This is a genomic window from Endozoicomonas sp. Mp262 (assembly GCF_025643335.1).
Lineage (GTDB): Bacteria > Pseudomonadota > Gammaproteobacteria > Pseudomonadales > Endozoicomonadaceae > Endonucleibacter.
Genome location: NZ_CP092489.1, coordinates 2,689,430 through 2,708,361 on the forward strand (window position 1 = coordinate 2,689,430; position 18,932 = coordinate 2,708,361).

General features: G+C 44.7%; 18 protein-coding genes and 2 tRNA genes. 13 read left to right on the forward strand and 7 right to left on the reverse strand.

The window, feature by feature from the left end; genetic code table 11:
• Nucleotides 1-221: 221 nt before the first annotated feature.
• Together MJ595_RS11880 and MJ595_RS11885 are read right to left on the reverse strand one after the other, a co-directional pair.
• Entirely contained in the window at nt 222-2,192 is a 1,971-nt protein-coding gene (locus MJ595_RS11880; protein ID WP_263078096.1) for a TonB-dependent receptor, read from the reverse strand.
• A 356-nt stretch (nt 2,193-2,548) separates the two neighbouring features.
• Nucleotides 2,549-3,772, reverse strand: a complete 1,224-nt coding sequence (locus tag MJ595_RS11885; protein WP_263078098.1) for a lytic murein transglycosylase — start codon at nt 3,770-3,772, stop codon at nt 2,549-2,551.
• Nucleotides 3,773-4,018: 246 nt separating this feature from the next.
• On the opposite strand from MJ595_RS11885, the gene MJ595_RS11890 reads away from it, so the two are divergent.
• The 3 genes from MJ595_RS11890 to MJ595_RS11900 all read left to right on the forward strand — a co-directional run bounded on the left by MJ595_RS11890 (nt 4,019) and on the right by MJ595_RS11900 (nt 6,475).
• Nucleotides 4,019-4,110, forward strand: a tRNA-Sec gene (locus MJ595_RS11890).
• 104 nt (nt 4,111-4,214) lie between these two features.
• Nucleotides 4,215-4,724, forward strand: coding sequence for a hypothetical protein (locus MJ595_RS11895; protein WP_263078099.1), 510 nt, complete (start codon nt 4,215-4,217; stop codon nt 4,722-4,724).
• A 314-nt stretch (nt 4,725-5,038) separates the two neighbouring features.
• Complete coding sequence (locus MJ595_RS11900) at nt 5,039-6,475, forward strand: hypothetical protein (protein ID WP_263078100.1); 1,437 nt, start codon at nt 5,039-5,041, stop codon at nt 6,473-6,475.
• Between the two features lies 1 nt (nt 6,476).
• On the opposite strand, the gene MJ595_RS11905 is transcribed toward MJ595_RS11900, so the two are convergent.
• Together MJ595_RS11905 and MJ595_RS11910 are read right to left on the reverse strand one after the other, a co-directional pair.
• A complete protein-coding gene (locus MJ595_RS11905; RefSeq protein ID WP_263078101.1) occupies nt 6,477-7,691 on the reverse strand; it encodes a hypothetical protein in 1,215 nt (404 codons plus the stop codon).
• Between the two features lie 43 nt (nt 7,692-7,734).
• Nucleotides 7,735-8,043 (reverse strand): hypothetical protein, encoded by a 309-nt coding sequence (locus tag MJ595_RS11910; protein WP_263078103.1) that lies wholly within the window; start codon nt 8,041-8,043, stop codon nt 7,735-7,737.
• Between the two features lie 267 nt (nt 8,044-8,310).
• On the opposite strand from MJ595_RS11910, the gene MJ595_RS11915 reads away from it, so the two are divergent.
• The 4 genes from MJ595_RS11915 (at nt 8,311) to MJ595_RS11930 (ending at nt 10,176) form a co-directional block, all read left to right on the forward strand.
• Nucleotides 8,311-8,610 carry a hypothetical protein gene (locus tag MJ595_RS11915; protein ID WP_263078104.1) on the forward strand — a complete coding sequence of 100 codons (300 nt, stop codon included), beginning with the start codon at nt 8,311-8,313 and terminating at the stop codon, nt 8,608-8,610.
• Between the two features lie 137 nt (nt 8,611-8,747).
• A complete protein-coding gene (locus MJ595_RS11920) occupies nt 8,748-9,221 on the forward strand; it encodes a helix-turn-helix domain-containing protein (protein WP_263078037.1) in 474 nt (157 codons plus the stop codon).
• Nucleotides 9,143-9,796, forward strand: coding sequence for an IS630 family transposase (locus tag MJ595_RS11925; protein WP_263322427.1), 654 nt, complete (start codon nt 9,143-9,145; stop codon nt 9,794-9,796). The genes MJ595_RS11920 and MJ595_RS11925 overlap by 79 nt, the downstream gene beginning before the upstream one ends.
• A gap of 92 nt (nt 9,797-9,888) precedes the next feature.
• The gene (locus MJ595_RS11930; RefSeq protein ID WP_263078105.1) at nt 9,889-10,176 is read left to right on the forward strand and encodes a hypothetical protein; all 288 of its coding nucleotides are present in this window, start codon (nt 9,889-9,891) and stop codon (nt 10,174-10,176) included.
• Between the two features lie 188 nt (nt 10,177-10,364).
• Here the strand turns inward: MJ595_RS11930 and MJ595_RS11935 are convergent, their stop codons facing one another.
• Nucleotides 10,365-10,712, reverse strand: coding sequence for a hypothetical protein (locus MJ595_RS11935; protein WP_263078106.1), 348 nt, complete (start codon nt 10,710-10,712; stop codon nt 10,365-10,367).
• Entirely contained in the window at nt 10,642-10,878 is a 237-nt protein-coding gene (locus tag MJ595_RS11940; protein ID WP_263078107.1) for a Type I secretion system protein TolC, read from the reverse strand. Before MJ595_RS11940 ends, MJ595_RS11935 begins: the two co-directional genes overlap by 71 nt.
• A gap of 271 nt (nt 10,879-11,149) precedes the next feature.
• Between MJ595_RS11940 and MJ595_RS11945 the strand changes: the two genes are divergently transcribed.
• The 6 genes from MJ595_RS11945 (at nt 11,150) to selD (ending at nt 17,722) form a co-directional block, all read left to right on the forward strand.
• On the forward strand, nt 11,150-12,292 hold the full coding sequence (locus MJ595_RS11945; protein WP_263078109.1) for a hypothetical protein: 1,143 nt from the start codon (nt 11,150-11,152) through the stop codon (nt 12,290-12,292).
• Between the two features lie 300 nt (nt 12,293-12,592).
• Nucleotides 12,593-12,684, forward strand: a tRNA-Sec gene (locus MJ595_RS11950).
• A gap of 49 nt (nt 12,685-12,733) precedes the next feature.
• Nucleotides 12,734-14,125: an L-seryl-tRNA(Sec) selenium transferase gene (gene selA / locus MJ595_RS11955; protein WP_263078111.1), complete on the forward strand. Its 1,392-nt coding sequence runs from the start codon at nt 12,734-12,736 to the stop codon at nt 14,123-14,125.
• Nucleotides 14,122-15,954, forward strand: a complete 1,833-nt coding sequence (gene selB / locus MJ595_RS11960) for a selenocysteine-specific translation elongation factor (RefSeq protein ID WP_263078112.1) — start codon at nt 14,122-14,124, stop codon at nt 15,952-15,954. Before selA ends, selB begins: the two co-directional genes overlap by 4 nt.
• Before the next feature lie 263 nt (nt 15,955-16,217).
• A complete protein-coding gene (locus tag MJ595_RS11965; RefSeq protein ID WP_263078113.1) occupies nt 16,218-16,649 on the forward strand; it encodes a GrdX family protein in 432 nt (143 codons plus the stop codon).
• Complete coding sequence (gene selD / locus MJ595_RS11970; protein WP_263322500.1) at nt 16,649-17,722, forward strand: selenide, water dikinase SelD; 1,074 nt, start codon at nt 16,649-16,651, stop codon at nt 17,720-17,722. The genes MJ595_RS11965 and selD overlap by 1 nt, the downstream gene beginning before the upstream one ends.
• 340 nt (nt 17,723-18,062) lie before the next feature.
• Here selD and fghA read toward each other — a convergent pair whose 3' ends face one another.
• Entirely contained in the window at nt 18,063-18,893 is an 831-nt protein-coding gene (gene fghA / locus MJ595_RS11975; RefSeq protein ID WP_263322501.1) for an S-formylglutathione hydrolase, read from the reverse strand.
• Nucleotides 18,894-18,932: the final 39 nt, after the last annotated feature.

Here is an 18,932-nt window from a genome sequence, read left to right on the forward strand (position 1 = left end):
TGGGCCTTTGGTGCTGTAGGGATGGGTTTTACCACAAAGGCACAGAGATTTTTTGAACGGAGTTTGTTGTCTATCCTCGTTCCCAGGCTCCAGCCTGGGAATGCATACCTCTCCAAGCCGTAAAAGTTAGAGATATTCGTATGCATTCCCAGCGGGGACGCTGGGAACGAGAGTATGACGTACTGGGGGCTCTGTGCCTTGGTGTCTTTGTGGTTATTTCCTTAGAAGCTGGCCGTTGCGCCTACGTAGTAAGTACGACCACGTTCCATATAGCTGAAGTTGCTGTCCTTTTCGTTCAGACGGGTGTCACCAATGTTAGTGACGCCGGTGCGGAAGGACAGGGACTTGCTGTACTTGTAGTTCAGGCCCAGGTCAATGGTGCTATAGCCGGGTAGATCGTTACGGCTAAAGCCTGCCTCCTGGTCGCCAGTGTATTTATAGGATACAAAGGTGTTCAGGTTAGCCATAGCCTGCCAATCCACATTAACATTGAATGTTTGACGAGGGGTGTCTGTCAGCAGCTTATTGCTGCCATTGCTTTTATCTCTGGAGTCGCTGTAAGCATAGTTGGCAGAAATGTTAACGGTATCCGTTAACTGTCTACGACCTGTTAACTCAACACCTTTGATTTGGGCTTCATTCAGGTTAGTCCAGGTTCGATCCTTGGGGTATGGCTTATTGGTTGTCAGGGTGGTGATCATGTCCTTAATGTCTGTCTGGAAAACAGTGGCACTGACATCCCATAAGGGCTGCTCGTAAATTGCAGAGAGTTCGTAACTGACAGATGTTTCCGGTTTCAGGTCCGGGTTGCCATAGATCTTACAATCGCCGCCACAGCTAACAATGTTATAGTTTGGATCCATTTCTGAAATTCTGGGTGCTTTATAGGCTGTGCCTACACCGCCTTTCAAAGTCAAAGCATCTGTTGCGCTGTAAACCAGATACCCCCGAGGACTGAAATGGCTGCCAAACTCACTGTGATTGTCCAGACGACCGCCAAGGGTCGCTGTCCAACTGTCATTAATAAACCACTCATCCTGGGCAAAGATGGCTTTTTTGGTGACTTCTGCCTTGCCACCGTTACTCAGGTTTCTTGAGTTTTCCAGTTCTGTTTTGGTGAACTCGGCACCAGTGGTCAGCAGATGGTCGCCAAACTCGGTATTAATATGGCCATCCAGGGTTTGGTTGGTCTGATGAATATCACCATTTTCCATATTTAGCCCGGGTTTGTTACTTTTAATGTCATCCCAGACATCGGATTTTTCGACATAGGCCCTAAGTTGACTGTTGCCCCAGCCCCATTTGCCTTTATGGGTCAGTGCATAGGTCTCACGATCGATTTTCTGGTCTGCCGCACCAACACCGTATATAGCCTTTCGTTTATCGCTGTTCTTGGCCAGGTCGAATGCCAGGCTTTGTTGTTCATTAATTTGCCAGTCAAAAACACTGCTTAGATTTTTAACATCTTTATCTTCCAGCTTTGTGAATTGTGCCTCGTTTCCTTCCAGGGGGGTCCAGGCACTACGATCACGAATATCTGCATTCAGTGTCATTTTCAGCTTATCCTTTATTAAAGGACCGCTTAGATAAAGACTGCCAAGATGGTCATCACCGCCGTCATTGCCTTCGATGGTGTAATAATCATAGCTCAGGCGCCCACTCCACTTTTCAGCCCCCGGCTTGGTGATAATGTTAATAACACCGCCCAGGGCATCGGCACCATAGAGTGAGGACATAGGACCACGAACAATTTCGACACGTTCGATACTGTCCACGGGTATGGTGGAGATATCCAGGTCATTGGCACGGAACAGGGTTTCAGAGGCATTAATACGACGTCCGTCAACCATCATGACGGTGTATTTGCCGTTTTGTCCAGGTAGGCCTCGCATGCTAATGGTTGGACGACCGCCGATTCCACCTTGGGTTAACTGTACGCCAGGGGTTTTTCTAAGGGCTTCAACAATATCCCCGCCAGACTTTTCCCTGATTTCATCACCCGTAACCACAGTGATGGAAGCAGGTGCTGTGGCTTCCAGGTGCTCAGTATTAGAGGCAGTCACCACGACTTTGTCTAATTGATAAGGTTGTTCAACCTGCTCAGCGGCATAGGCGGTAGCAGATAGAACGGAGGTGATGGCGAGAGTGAGAGGTAGTAATCCCGTCTTTGGAAAGCGTACAACCCTGGACATTAACTAACCTGTATAGTGATATATGTAAATAGAGTGCAAATAATAACGATTATCAGTTAGATTGTCATATGGTTATTGACCCTAACGTTTTATGAAGAAAGGGGAGAAGAGGCTGCCGCAAAGCGTCTAAACCGCGCCCAGTTAGATAACCGCAATTTGATAGAGCTGTGATGGGCGCGCTTTAGTAATCGCTTCGCTTGATGAACAAGTCAGGAATATCCGGTTTTCAAACGAGTTTTGGTTTAGCACAATAGCCTGTTTTTTTTTGGAACCACGAAGGGTTTCGTGGTTCCAAAACGTCTTTTTGTAATCCGCTCAGAAACCTGAGAATGAGAAGGGATGAAAGGGGTGTTGTACTATTGGCTACTCTCTCCCAAAGCAATATCCAGGGCATCAAATACGGTTTTTCTGGGGTAGCCATCAGCAACCATCTCTTGCTCTTCCTGGTAGTCCCGAATAGCTTTGCGAGTGGCAGGCCCCAGGATGCCATCCGGTTTACCACTTTCAAAACCCAGCTCATTCAGCTTTTCCTGAAGTTCCCTGATTTGCACTGTATTCAGGCGGGGTTGGTTCGCCGGAGGTTGCTGGTGAAAGGCGGGTGAACCATTAATTCGGTCAGCGAGGTGACCCACAGCCAGTGCATAATAAACAGAGCGATTCCAGTCCATAATCACATGGAAGTTATCATAAAGCAGGAAAGCAGGACCTTTATAGCCAGCGGGTATAATTAGCTCGGCTTCAATGTCAGCAGGAGGAACTGGGCTGTCGTAAACGGTGGTGACACCGAGTTTATTCCATTCTTCCAATGACTTTTTATGGCTTAAGCCCGCGCTAAGGTAATTGAAGTTTTCAGGTAACTTTACTTCCCGTCCCCACTTCCAGTTGCGTTGCCAACCCAGCTGATTCAGAAAGTTGGCAGCGGAGGTCAGGGCATCGGGGATACTTTTCCAAAGATTGACCCGGCCATTATTTTCGCCGTCTATGCCATAACGGAGATAGGCTGAAGGCATAAACTGGGTTTGACCCATGGCTCCTGCCCATGATCCCAGCATCTGCTCGGGATCAATATTATGTTTTTCCATCAGCTTTAGAGCTGCAATGATTTCTTTGGTGAAATAACCGGAACGGCGGTGGTCACAGGCAAGGGTGGCAAGGGTATCCAGCACCGGAAATTTACCCAGGTAAGCGCCGTAGTTGGTTTCCAGTCCCCAAAAGGCAACAAGGACATGCTGAGGAATGCCGTACTCTTTGGTCAGCTTGTCCAGTAGAGGTTTGTATTCCTTGATTAGTCTCCGTCCTTGCTCAATACGAAAGTCACTGATTCGTTTATCAAGGTAGTTGCCCAGTGTTTCATTAAACTCAGGCTGTCTTCGATCCAGCTCAATGGTGCGTGGAATCAGCTTGACTGGACTCAGGGCTTCATTGATGGTTCTTTTGGATACACCTTCTGCCAATGCTTGCTGTTCGATATCACCTATACATTGTTGAAAAGCGGTTGGCTGGGGATCCATGATGGCATAGACCATTGAGGTGCCTGAGAGTAATATTGACGCAATAAATGTCCCTGCTTGTCTTAGCACAGTTATTCCTCTTGGTTGAGGGTTATACTAAGAGGCTGCCCATAATCGTTCTTGTTGCTTTCACAGTTTGCAAAAGATCATAACAGCCTCTGAAATCATGGTATCAACCCTTGCTGATAATAACGATAACTAAACGGTAGTTTTTGTATTTACTCATTCGGAGTAATCTAGCTAAATAAACGTCAATGTTTCGGTAAACCACTATGGTTGAATCCATGGATAACCATAATAATTGGGATATTCTTCGGAAGCAGATGGGGTCTGGTGGCTCCCTCGGTCTTCAAAACCGATGTAAGCTGAGAAAGCTTTGGCAGGTTCGATTCCTGCCTCTTCCGCCAAGCACTTTATTTATCTCCCTTTACCTGCAAGCGTCACCTCTATATAAAAAAGTTGCAACAGGTTTGCTCTGTAGATTGTGTAAAACAAAAGTAAGGCTGCCACCGTGAAAGAACTAATTAAAAAAATTGACTTGCAAATTATACCTCTGCATATTTTTTTGGGTGTTTTTTGGTTTAAGAATGGTTTTATCGATAAGCTTTGTGGGGTTTTTTTAGGTATTTTAACTCCGGAAACTGCCTATCAGGGAGATACCTGGGTAGGCTGGAAATCTTATATTGTAGGTACCTGGGATAAAAGCCAGGTTGGTCACATTTTTTTAAGTCCGCTATTTGATATTTTATTTCCGGTACTGATTGTCTTACAGTGTCTTCCTTTTATTTTGGTAATAGCTTCCCTGTTAAAGGGTGAGTTCATGCAGGGCGCGAATCACCGCTTTTTGAAAGCAGCTGCTTCCGCATCATTGCTGGTAACCAGTATTATGCTTTTCAGTCAAACTCTGGCAGGAGCAAGCGATGGAAAATATCTGTGGCAGCTCCTTGGCCTGGGAATGATCATAATCATGTATATCAATTCTAAATCTTCTGCTGCAGCCAAAGGTGCCCGTATGGTGTAATGGGGCGGGTTGGCGATTTGCACCGAGCGCAATACTGATATTGACTTGGAAGACTTTTGGCAGGTTCAATCCCTGCCTTTTTCGTTAAATTTTCTTTCTGCTTATTAGATTATTCAATTGTTTGGGGAAATGAAAAAATACCTGCTATAAGGCATCAATAGCTCCTAATATACTCAGATTGAGTGACCTTTGATGACAATTATTATGTTAGAATGACTGATAATTTGTTTTTTTTACTGTCAATTTTTGTTTTGTTTGAACTAATGTGCTTTTCTTTCTGTCTTTAATAAAAATAAATGAAAGAAGTGTCAATTATGAGAAATAAATTAATTCAAATACTATTTTTTTTGCTGGGCGGTATTTTGTTTAATACAGGCTACGGTAATAATGATTCATTATCAAAATTTTTTAAAAATCTCGGGCTTGAGGTAAGAGAGTCTACCTCTGATGTTAATCATCATGCTAACGGTGTATACTCATCTATTGCATATGTTCTGAATAATCGGTTACCTGGCACTGTAGCTGAGCTATATGCTAATCACGGTCATTCAAGTTCACGTCGACAAAATTTTACTGTGAGGGGGCGTACAGATCTATCGACAAGGGTGCGAGGAGAAGTGGTGACTGCATTAAACGAAATTATAAGTCAAGGGTATTGGAATGAATTTGATGGAAATTTGAATAGAATTGAGCAGGAATTTAATGAATACATCCAGATTAGAGAAAGGGATATTAATAATTACAGAGAAAGTATTCTAACTGATCAGGCTGGGGGTAATCATTTTTTCGCAGTGGTCTTGTTGATTGCATATAGATATAGATTGCCTGTTTTTTTATATGATATTAATCAAGATTCTGAATTAAGGATTTTATATATCAATCCCCAGTTTGATAATAATATTTTTATGGGATGGCATATTGAAGCCAGGCAGATGTCTGCATATCAGGTGGATTTAAATAGAGATTTACATGATTTTATTGAACAATATAGGGGTAATTTGAATCCTATCCACTTGTTCAGAACCCCTGGTCATGTGCAGCCACTCATTTCAACAGGACTCCGTGACCAATTTTCAGCTAATTCCAGGGTTGATAGTGGTGAATTTTCAGACGATGAGTTTGAAGGTGCGCGCATAAGTAGTAGAAACCATCTGGAAAGCCGTCTTAATCGTGAAATTGGAGATTCTCTCCAGCTCCGGGCAGCTGTAGCCGGTGGAAGCGGTCATCCCACCGGAGGGGCAGATTATTTAGGTAATCTGGATGAGTTTTCAGATAATGAAGATATTCCCAGGACGCCCTTTGGAAACGATCCGCATGAAAAAGCCAGAAGGAATATTGGTCGTCAGCTAAAACAATATAGAGCAGAGGAGAGTAAAAGATATCCTGACTCATTTAAAAGTCAGAATGTTCAGGGGACACTTAAATATTATGCCAAAGTATTAGCGGCTTTGGGAATAGGTAGTGGCGGAGCAGCCCTTTATTATAAAAACCAGGAGTCTATTAATAATCTAGTATGGAATCAGGCTTGTGGTGAAGGTGTAAGCTTTGAAAGGTGCAATCAGCAATGGCTTCAAAATGCAAACTGGCTTGCCCGGAAAGTGGGAGAAGCAGGAGAAATAGCCGTAAATGCAGTGGCGGCTGTTCCTGCCACAGTATGTGGTAATATGGGAATTGTGGAATGCATAAAGTATTATGCTCCCCAGCCAAAACCAATGCCTACAGAAGAAGAAATGAAGCGGGGGTATCGATAGACTACAGTAAGTTTAACTGGAATAAAGCTATTCCCCTGTTATCATTTTTTTTGGGCATAATAAAGTCCTGAGCTGTTTTTGAATAATGGGGTGCTAAGCCATATATTGTCCCTTCAGCTGCTCGCCAGGCTTCTAAAGAGGTTTTTAAGTTTGGGATTCGGACATGGATAGAATAAGGACGTATCGGATTAAAGTAAGTGTTTACGACATAGGGCAGTTCATGTTCAAGAATGGCATTTTGTCTAAATACATTGCTCTGCAGGTCAGAAAGGTAGGAGAGCTTATGGAATATCTCATTTACTGCAAGTCGGCCCTGTTCTTTGAGCCGAGTAAGAATACGGGCGTATTCAAGAGAGGTAAATTGATCGCCAATACCATCGGTATGTAGCATTATAAAACTCCCCTCTTTAATGGGGTAGTTTAGATAATATCGGAATTTGCATTCTGGATTTCCGATACAGTCCCAGACAATGTCCCGGCGTAAAGTGTGTGTGGTATGTGATTTTACGGGTATTTTGCAGAACTGATCTATAGCCTGGTTAAAAAGGGTTGATTGCTTTTTCGATTGTTGTAACTTACCCATTGCCCAGAGATAAGTTCCGATATTTATTTTAGGTTGACTAAAAGGACTATCCGGTTGATCAGTGCCAAGCAATAACTGGTTAAGTTTTTCTGCTTTTTTGATGTCAGTGATACTATGTTTCAGTACAGACTGTTCTACCATGCTCATCTGTTCCGGAGGGCATGCGGTGTCAAAGGTAATTCGATCTCCCCATAGGTCAAAGGGATCATAGATCAAGGCCTGGGTATCACCAGCCTGAATAATGCTGACAAACACTTCATTTTTTTGCAGCGCCCGATTGCTGGCCCAGTCCCAGACTTTTCTGTTATAGCAGGGGGATACTTTTTTTAGTTGTTTATGAACCAGCACTAAGCTTAAACAGGCTCCAGAGTCCGTAGAGGATATTTTATCATGAACCTGTTCTAGAGTTGTAACTAAACAATCATTGTCTTTCTGTAGACGATCAGCTAACAGTTTTGCAGGTATAAAGCCTTCATTCCCAACACCATCAATAACTGCAATCAATATTTCACCTGTATTACCCCGTTCTCCCATTAAAACAAAATCAGCATTAATTTCTTTCTGGAAGCCTCTGTCAGAAGCAATAAGGCCTGTTCCTAACTGAGTGGATAGTGATTTTGCAGATGTTCTCAATCCCAGTTCCTGGGAATTGGAAATGACGATTATTGCGGGTGAGTCAGGTGAGAGTAAATAGGTGACCGGGAAAATCCAACAAAGTATTTTGAGGATTTTCCGCTTTTTCATTTTTGAAAAAAACATCGTAATTCTCAGGCAGCTTCTCAAAGGGTGTAAAAAGCATGCATATGGTCAGATTAAAATCGATATCAGAAGCGGGTGGAAGTACCATGCCTATGGCTTTAGGTATGCTAGTGCCTTTAACGCTTGGTTGCACCAGAACCATCTTCTGAAATAGTAGCATTTTTCTATAAATACATTTGGTTTTTGTATATGCCTGACCTATACAGGTGTAGTCAAAGGTAGGCATATTTCAAGCATATACCCTTTGACATGGCTTGAATTTAGAAAAGAAGCCGCTCGGGTTATGGTTTTCTCCTTAGTTTGAAATTGCTTCAACTGAGTGAAAAGAAGAAACATTAACTTATTAGTCACTAAACTATCAGTTTCCTCTAAACTAGATCCCTATTTTTTTAATAATTGCATTGAAAAAAGTCCATTCCAAGCTATCTTAATTATGCTATAGCTTTATCGGTGAAAAACATTTCCAATTAATATGATCTAGAGGAATAAAAATATGTTTAAAAAAATAGTTTTACTTCTCATCGTAGTATATTCAACTTTATTTTTTTCAGCTTTCAGCTTTTCTGGTGTGGAGTCAGTTAATGTGCAGCATGAATCTGGAGTTCAAGTAATAGATATTAGGAGATCAGATGATGTAATATCAAAAGAAAATATTGATATGGACTTTGAAAAATTAACAAAAGTTGATACCAGCTCCGAAAACTCTTTAGATGAAGCATTAAATATTATGCGCCGTGATCCATTTGCAGCAATAAAGTTTATTCAGGAAAATGAGGAGCTTGCGAATAAGTAGGTCATAGTTTGGTTTCAAATAAACTGGATGTTCGGCCAGTACGAGAAATCTACTTCTTGATCTAACGATCAGATAGCTATTGAATGATACATTTACTCTATTATAAAGAGAGTACTGGTCTTTAAATCCCTCTCCCTATGAAGTACGTCACTACAATCACTGATGAAGCTGTTTTATTAACTTTGAAATTCGCCAAACACTACGGACCTCTGAGATGTATAAGGGAAAGAGCCCATAGCCTTTTATTGAGCAATCGTGGCTTTACCCTTGAGCAAATTGCCGAAATACTTGAAATTAGATATCAAACTGCTTCTCAGTGGATTGATGATTGGGAAGAATATGGTATTCGTGCCTTGTACAAGGGGCATGGTGGCGGTAGGCCGTGCATATATGACGAATCCGAAGTGCAACGCATAAAAGAATTAGTGGCTGAAGAGCCTCGTCGCTTATCGTATGTCAAATCCAAGATCGAGGATGAAACCGGTAAATCTTCATCAAAAATTACTCTGGCAAACATTGTAAAAAAGCAGGGCTGGTTTACAAAAGACTCCGTAAATCATGCAAACATAAACGGGACGAAGAGCAATTCCATGACTGTAAAACTGCTCTGAAAGATGCCCAGGAAGCCGAGAGCAAAGGGTTAATCAATTTATTTTATTTTGATGAGTCCGGCTTTACCCAGGAACCTTGTGTGCCATACGGTTGGCAGGAAAAAGGAAAGCAGCTCAGAATACCATCAGTCAAAAGTAAACGCATCAACGTACTGGGGTTTATGAACCGAAGCTGTGAGCTATTTCATTATCCTGTTGTGGGTTCAGTGAATAGCGATACGGTGATTGCGGCCTTTGATGACTTTGCAGAGAAAATGGCAGATGAAAAATACAGCTCAAATGATCGTTACACGGTAGTTATGGTGGATAATGCCAGCATTCACACCAGCAAAAAGTTTTGTGCCAGAATTGATGACTGGATGATTGAAAAGAAATTGCTGGTCTGCTTTCTGCCAACATATTCACCTGAGCTCAACCTGATTGAAATCCTGTGGAGGAAAATAAAGTATGAATGGCTCAACCTCTTGTCAATCAAGAGCTTTGCGGAATTTGAAAAAGAAGTTGAACGGGTGCTTTTTTCATTTGGAGAGGAGTATATGATCTCATTTTCTAATACTGTCCGACTGGATGGTTAAATTATTCGAAAGCAATCTATACACTACTTAGGGTATTACAGCATTCTGTACCAAAGAGTGTAAAATTACCAAATTTTGGTTTTAGCTCAAGGTTGATTAGTGCGATAAAGGAAGATGGAAAATTAAATGCAATGGAGATTTACCTAAGAAATATTACTGTTTTATTAAGAATAAATAAAGATGAAGGAAGTATTTGTGATGGGGTGAGAGAGGTGATCCTTGTAGATCCAGCACTGTCAAGAAATACTATTGAAGAAATGAAAGGAATGGAAGATTTGACAGAGGTTCTATCTAATTTCAACCCAAAAACAGTAACTGGTTTTGAGTATCAGCCTTTTCTTACATCTGGCGGAAGAGCTCCCGACTGTTCAGTAATGTAGTTCAATAATAAAAAACATCAATTAGACATCTAGTGCATCGAGATAAATCGGTAAGAAATTGAAGGTGCAAACCCTTCATCCGGTAAGGTTTAGCGAACCGCCGGAACCCTGGGTTATGGGCGATTGCCATAATGGCAATGGTTAGTTGTTGACAGGGGAAGGTACAGGCTTAGTATTGAGCTTCGAAATCAATACTGAGAACGCCGACCCTGTTGGGTGAAAGTGAAAAATTGGTGGGTGTCCGATAAATAATCCCGAGCTAGATGTTCATTCAGGCAACGCATAAACCAGCCAATATCCAGCAGGCGGCTGCGATAATCATCAGCAAACTGCTCCACCCGCTGATATTCTGCCTTGCTCAGCTTGTCCCCTGCCAGGTAACGTTGAACCAGCACAGGCCCTGCAAACAAATGCGTCCAGCGTTCAAGCACCACCTCACGGATTGTCAACGCTTTACCCGCCGCCTCATTCACAAACAGCACCACATGGTAGTGATTGAACATCACCGCATAGGCGCACTTCAATAGTAAAGACACCTGTCAGCACCTTGAGTCGATCCACCACCCAGGCTTTACGGTGCTCAAAGCTTTTCCCTGTCAGGTGATCTTCCCCACATAGAAATGCCCGCCGGACACACCATGCCATACAGTGGTAGTACGGCATACTACCCAAATCCACCAATTGCCTGCGCGCCCGAGTCATGGTTTTCTCCTCAGTTTGAAATCACACGCACTGAATAGAAAGTAGACTCTTTGGTTGGTTAGTCAAATTGGTGGGTGTCCTATAAATTCTATAAATTGCTATAAATCATTGTCCTATAAATCGCTCTATAAATCGTATAAATCGGGCTCATTCCATATTGGAAACCGTGTTCTCCTTTAGGCTCATTTCATATTGGAGAAGACTCGCCTTATGGCAAGTGTATTAAGTCAGCTATCCTGAACGATAGAGAAGGTATCAGGGGTATCTTGGTATGCTGCTATCACGCTGTTGGCTTTACTTTATTTATTTTTATTTTTTGGTGTACAGTGATGCGGTTTTTTCGGTGACTTATATTTTGCCTCATTCTGATGAGGTTCGCTGTGTGGCAATCGGTAGCGTGGGAACACTGATAGTTTCGGGTTCTCAGGATGGTTGGGTCAGGGTTTGGGGGTTGGGGAAGGATGAGCCTATTTTTTCCTTTGAGCATGGTAGTCCGGTTGATACTGTTGCTTTTGATTTTGATGGAATTCATGTATTTTCACATAGTTTGCAGTTTGTAAAAGTTTGGCGAATGGGAAAGGCAAAGGCCGTCTACGAAAGGGAGAGACCTAAAAACACAGACTGCGTTTTTTCATCTGCTGCTTTTAGCCGTGGAGGAGAAAGAATAGCTATTGGATATTCGAGCGGACTCCTTGAAGTATGTGAATGGCAAAGAGAAAAGCCTCCTTTATTGTTTAAGCATGGGGAGGAGGTGATTAGAAATCTTGCTTTCTGTCCTAACAGCACTGAGCTAATTTCCTGTGCGGGTAAAACTGTTAAAGTTTGGCCGTTGCGTAATATACCACCAGACTTTATTGGTTTTGAGGTCGGTTTCAAAGTCAGTGATAATGAAGACTTAGTTGAACTTAAGTTCTTGCAGCCTAGTCGAACATTTGAGCATGGAGGAGATGTTTGCTCTGTTAGCATAAGTGGAAATGGCAGGAGGCTTCTGGTTACTAGTGTGGATGAAAATTTTAATGAAGGTCTATATCCTAATGTTGGGATATTCACACTATGGAAGCTTGAGGCTGAAGATTATATGAAAAAGGTGTTGAAGTTTTCCACACCCTCCTTGGTTTTGTCTGCATCCCTTAACTATGACGGGAGTATTGCAGCTTTTACTAATGAGGTAGATAAAGGGTTTTCGTTGTGTAAAACAAGAAAAAAGGGAAAGTTAAAGGGGTGCTGGTGCCGGAATGTACTGGCATTAAGGCCTAATAAGGTTTGCTTTAGTCCTGATAATAAGCGTGTAGCGGTTTGTGGAAATCAGCTATTAGAAAAACAAAATGCTGGCTCTGTTATTGTGTATTATCTGAAATATTTAGAGAATCATGATGAGTGTGAGAAAAACAGGCCGGATCTTAGTTGTAACTGAGCTTGTTATTTGAAAGTTGTTGCTTACCTGGTTTTTCATGACTACTTAAAGCCCTTCTCGATGATCTTTTCAGGCAGCATATCTTTTTTCTGTTGTCCTCTGATATGCTTGATGAAAGTGGATTCCATAGTAACGAAAACGCCGGCTTTGGCTGAGCACGCGATAAAACATCAACAGCCCCTAAGCTATAAGTACATTTATTTTTTGATCCATCTCAATATTTGAGTATTTATCAGCCAGATTGCGGTAAACCGTTATAGGCATACATGGGTGCGATAGTGATAATCCATCTCGTTCTTCGGAAGCAGATGGGGTCTGGTGGCTCCCTCGGTCTTCAAAACCGATGTAAGCTGAGAAAGCTTTGGCAGGTTCGATTCCTGCCTCTTCCGCCAATTTCTTTTTTCATTTCATTCCTTACGCCTGTTCGCGGGGTTAACTGCCATGAGTGCAAACCCGAAGGGAATCGTCCGCCTTCCGCAAGTTGAGCAACTGCTTCAGGAACCTGTCCTTGCCTCCTACATCCGTCAACTGAGCCGACCACTGGTTACTGATGTAATCCGTGAAGCACTGTCTGCTATTCGACGTAGTGAGGCATTCCGGGCAAGTAACCTGCCTCCGGAAGAGCAGAAGGCCGAAATCCATCGTACCATTTATCGAAACATTCAAACGCGCTGCCAGGCATTAATCCAGCAACGCCATAATAAAGTCATTAACGCCACCGGCACTGTTGTTCACACAAACCTTGGACGCTCTCCCATCGATCCTGCTATCTGGGAAGCGGTGAGCGATGTGAATACCGGGCAGTGTAACCTTGAAATCAAGCTCAGTGATGGTAAGCGAGGCCAGAGGAAAGGACTGGTTGACCGCTTGTTAGGCCGCCTGACAGGGGCTGAAGATGCCATGGTGGTGAATAACAACGCCTCTTCTATTTACCTGATGCTGAATGAGCTGGCAAAAGGTAAAGAGGTGATTGTATCCCGGGGCGAGCAGATTCAGATTGGTGGCGGTTTCCGTATTCCCGATATCCTGGCGTTGTCCGGAGCTAAGCTGGTTGAAGTGGGCACCACGAATATTACAACAGCAGACGACTATATTGAGGCAGTGACAGAAAATACCGCGATGGTATTGATGGTTCACTGTTCCAACTTTGCTATTCGTGGCTTTACCCAATCACCCGATATCCGGGACGTTGCCAGAAGGTTGCCTGACCATGTGGTGCTGGCGGTGGATCAGGGTTCTGGCCTGACCACTGAACGGTTTGCCGCAGAAGAAACACCGGTTGCCTCTTACCTTAAATCCGGTGCAGATATTGTCTGCTTCTCGGGGGATAAAATTCTGGGTGGACCCCAGGCGGGCATTGTCTGTGGAAAAAGACAGCTGGTAAAAAAACTGGAGAAAAACCCGCTGATGAGGGCATTCCGGCCAAGCCGGATTGTTTACTCACTACTGGAAGAGCTGTTGGTCAGAAAGCTCAATAAAGAGCCGGAAGGGCAAGGTATTGCAGAGCAGTCCGCAGCTCATCCCGAGGCTATTCGCTCACGGGCTGAGTGTTTGGCTTCAGCATTAGGTGATTGTGTTCGTTTGGTGGGTGCTGAAATGGTTGTGGGGGGTGGCACATTACCTGACGAGTTTTTCCCATCATGGGCACTGGAAATAGTAACGGATAAACCTGCTGAAAAAGTGCTGGCGGATTTGAGGGGTATGCCCCTGCCCATTATTGGGATCATTCGCAATAACACCGTTCAGCTTAATATGGCTGCCATTCTCCCCCATGATATGAACCGCCTGGAACTTCAGTTGAAGGACTATTTTACCCGAGAGCCTGAATCATGAATGAACCGGCTACAGAAACAATGAGGGCTGTCATCGGTACAGCAGGCCATGTTGACCATGGTAAAACGGCGTTAATTAAAGCACTGACCGGTATTACTACAGCACGGGCCCATGAAGAAGCCTGTGGTATGACCCTGGATCTTGGTTTCGCCCACTTTGATGATGACGAGGGCAATACCATCGGGGTCATTGATGTGCCGGGCCATGAGCGTTTTATCCGTAATATGGTGGCCGGAGTCTGGAGCCTTGACCTGGTGCTTCTGGTGGTTGCAGCAGACGAAGGCTGGATGCCCATGTCCACAGACCATCTGAATGTGGCCCATGCCATGGGAATCCGCAATATTATTCTCTGTATCAATAAATGTGATGCCGTTGATGCAGATACCCTGTCGTTAGTTGAGGAAGAGGCGCTGGAAAATTGCATGGAGATTACTGGAGAAATTCCGGACTCTATCTGTGTATCCGCCCTGACAGGAGAAAATATTGCTGCCCTGCGTAAAATGATCAGCCGTCAGTTAAAAGGGGTTGAGAGAAAACCGCTGACCCATGGTGGTCATCTCTACATTGACCGGGTCTTTACAGTAAACGGCATTGGCACAGTGGTTACGGGCAGCTTGGCAGATGGCAGCCTGAAGATAGGAGACAAGCTGAAACTCTATCCGGCAGGAAAAGATGTACAGGTTCGGACATTACAGTCCTACCATAAAAATCTTAATGAAGCGTTTCCGGTTTCCCGGGTGGCGGTGGGACTGAAAGGCGTCAGCCGGAAAGAGCTGGAGCGGGGGCACTGTATTACCTCCAGGGATTCAGCCTGCTCAGTGGCCGATCAACTGTTCGTTCGATTGGATATAGAGCCTGAAGCCATCCATGAAAATAGAAAAAACCGTGAAGTGGAGGTCGCTATTGGCACCTGGCACGGTCTTGCCCAACTGGTGCATATCCGCGGAACCCGGTTGGCTCGTTTGAAGCTGTCTGCTCCGGCACCCTGTTTCTGGAGTCAGTCCCTGGCTATGATCCGGCATGGTGGCAGTGACCTTATTCACAGTGGTCAGGTGGTTTGGTCTGGCGATATTGCCATGCATTTGCGAAAGCGCCTGCATCCTTTGCTGGACGCCTTGCCCGAAGAACTCAAACCGATAGATCAAGTGAAATTAAGCCTGGATCTATACGGCTATGCGCCTGCCCATGACCTTAATAAAGATGAATGGGATAGTAACTATCTATTGATGGAGGGCTGGTTATTAAGCAAAGCCTTCCATGAGTCTACCCTGACCCGCATTCTTGATCTTCTGGAAAAAGAAGGGGAAGGAACAGCCATGACCCTTGCAGAAATGAGTACTCGACTAAGTGTTGAGGCAGAAGTGCTTGAACAGTTATTGCAGGCACTTAAATCAGAAGGCAAGGTACGTATGAGCAAGGATGCCTGGATGGCAGGTGGTGGTGCCTCAGAAGATGATCTGGGGGCTGATGCCCGTGCTTTATTGGATCTGATTCGTGAAGCTGACCGTGCTGGACTGGAGGCCGGTAAGGCCAAGATTCCTGGTGCGCAAAAATCACTTCGCAATCTGGCCCGACTAGGATTTATTACGGCTTTTGAAGGCAAGATCTATTATACGACAGAGCTGTATAATAAGCTTGTCAGTGAAGTGCTGGAAGGCTGTAAAATAGGGGATCGTTTCAGTATTCCTGAAGTAAAAGAGCGTACTGGACTTAGCCGGAAGTACATGATTCCCCTGCTTAATCGCATGGAGTTGGATGGCTGGGTTCGCCGGGATGAGAATGAAAGGATTGTTCTGAAAACACCGGATGCAGAAGCTATAGCGGCATAGCCATTTTTTTAGTCTCGTTCCCGGCGAGGAGAGGGTGTTGCGAAACTTGGTTCAGCGTGAAAAAACGGGAGCTGTCTCTCTTTCTTTTCACCACAGAGGCACAGAGAGCACAGAGGTTTATTATTGCTTTAAGAGTATGAAAACTCTGTGTCCTCTGTGCCTCTGTGGTGAATCAAAACATCTTTTGCGGCACTCTCTGGACACCGGGAACGAGACTGGATAATTATTGAATGTAAAGGCAGCTTAAGGGCTGCTTTTACTTTATGAATATTTCTCCCTGTAACAATGCAATGCAGAATAAAGTAATCATTATCAGCAACAATCCCAGAGTTGCCAAGAAGTTAAAGGCCTTTGAGCAAAATGCCTGTGATAGCTATGAGCAGGTACTGTTTCAAGTGCGCAACAAGGTCCATGAGGGAGCCCGACTGCTAACTCATCCGCTGGCGGGCAGTGTAAAGCCCGGTGAAAGCCCCTATCGCTCTGTTGCCATAACTGACGAAACGGGGGAACTGGATATGCGATCACTGGAATTGATTGAATCTGCCATTGACCGCTTTCGCACTATGACATCCAATAAGATTGAGCGACAATACCCTGCTGAAACACTGGAGGATTTCCAGCTCATTGACTATAACCTGCTATTAACAGGTCTGGAATCTATCTTGAGCCAGTACCCGGGAGCACTGCAAAAATGATGGATAGTTGTACTATAAATGAACGGCCTGATGAAACCACCGAGCAGGTGAGGCTGACCCGTTACTCCCATGGCGGTGGCTGAGGATGCAAGATTTCACCCAGGGTCCTGGGTACGATTCTTGAGGGGATATCCGATAATCAGGATCACCCTGCGTTGCTGGTAGGCAATGATACCGCAGATGATGCCGCTGTTTATGATATGGGCAATGGCGAATCGGTGATCAGTACCACTGACTTTTTTATGCCTGTTGTTGATGATCCTTACGACTTTGGCCGTATTGCTGCGGCCAATGCCATCAGTGATGTCTATGCCATGGGCGGAACCCCGATGATGGCTCTGGCTGTATTGGCCTGGCCTGTTAACGTGGTTGCTCCTGAAGTGGCCCGTGAGGTGCTTCGTGGTGGCCGTGATGCTTGCCGTGATGCAGGAATGCCGCTGGCAGGTGGTCATAGTATTGATGCACCGGAACCCATCTTTGGCCTGTCAGTAAATGGCCGTGTGAAAAACTCGGATATCAGGCGTAATAGTGATGCCTGTTCCGGTGACAGGCTGTATCTGACCAAGCCGCTAGGTATTGGTATTTTGACCACAGCTATTAAAAAAGGTCATTGCACGCCTGAGCATAAAAAACTGGTGACGGAAACCATGTGCCAGCTGAATAAGTCCGGTGCTGCTTTTGCCAGGCTTGAAGGTGTCACAGCCATGACGGATGTTACCGGCTTTGGTTTGTTGGGGCATCTGCTGGAAGTCTGCAAAGGCAGTGGCCTTTCTGCAGTCATTGACCGTAGTAAGGTGCCACTATTGAAGGGTGTGGATCACTATCTTGAACTGGGTTGTGCACCGGGTGGAAGTCAGCGTAACTATGAAAGTTACGGTGAGCAAATAGCGCCGATGACGGAAAGGGATATCAAAACACTCCTTGATCCCCAGACCAGCGGCGGACTGCTGGTGTGTGTCAAACCTGAAGCTGAAGAGGCTTTCCTGGCTATTGCCGCTGAACAGGGAATGGCACTGGAAGCGTTTGGGGAGTTAAAGGGGGCTGATTTCGAGTACCGGATTAGCTTTAGCTAAACCGTGCCCAGTCAGAACACCGCTGTTCCCTCTCGTTCCCAGCGTCCCAAGGGTGTCGCAAAAGACACTTTATTCACCACAGCACCCTAAAGGGCGTAATAAAGGCACAGAGAGCACGGAGAATTATTTTTTAAGAGCAATGAAAGCTCTGTGTTCTCTGTGTCTCTGTGGTGAAAAAAAGGAGTAAAACCTCCTACTTTTTATCTACAGGACTGGGTTTCGCGACAGCCTCTCCCCGCTGGGAATGCCTACGGGTGCTTCCAGTTAGTATCAGACTTACGGCTTGAGAGGTATGCATTCCCAGGCAGGAGCCTGGGAACGAGTCTAGAATTTAAATGCTCTATTTCAAATGATTGGCGTGGAAGTGAAGGTGCGCTTCAATAAAGCTGGCAACAAAATAATAGCTGTGGTCATACCCGTTATGATAATTCAGTTCAAGGGGAAAACCACTCCCTTTTGCTGCGGACTCCAGCGCTCCGGTTTGTAATTGCTCCGCCAGAAACTCATCGGCTTCACCCTGGTCAACCCGTGTGGGTACAAACCGGGTTGTGTGGCTCAGTAACTTGCTTGCATCATACTTTTCCCATGTTGTTTGATCACTGCCTAAATAAGCGGTAAATGCCTTTTTTCCCCATGGACAATTTATGGGATTACTGATTGGGCTAAATGCAGAGACTGATCTGTACCGTTCAGGATTACGCAGGGCAATGATCAGGGCGCCATGCCCACCCATAGAGTGACCGGCAATGGCTCGCTTCTGATTAACCGGGAACATGGACTCAACAAGCTTTGGAAGTTCGCTGATAACATAGTCGTACATCTGGTAGTGATGGTTCCAGGGCGCCTGGGTGGCATTGACATAGAAACCAGCCCCCTGACCGAGATCATAACTTTTGTCATCGGCGACGTTATTGCCTCTGGGACTGGTATCAGGGGCAACAATAGCAATACCCAGCTCTGCTGCGATGCGCAAGGCTCCGGATTTTTGCATAAAGTTTTCGTCAGAGCAGGTGAGCCCTGACAGCCAGTAAAGAACAGGGACCTTGTTATCATTGGAGGCCTGTGGCGGCAGGAAAATGGCAAAGCGCATGGTACATTTCAGGGTTTCTGAGCTGTGGCTATACTGCTTATGCCAGCCATTAAAGCTTTTATTGGCACTAATATTTTCGATGTTCATCGGAATACTGCATGTTTTGTATATGAATGGACA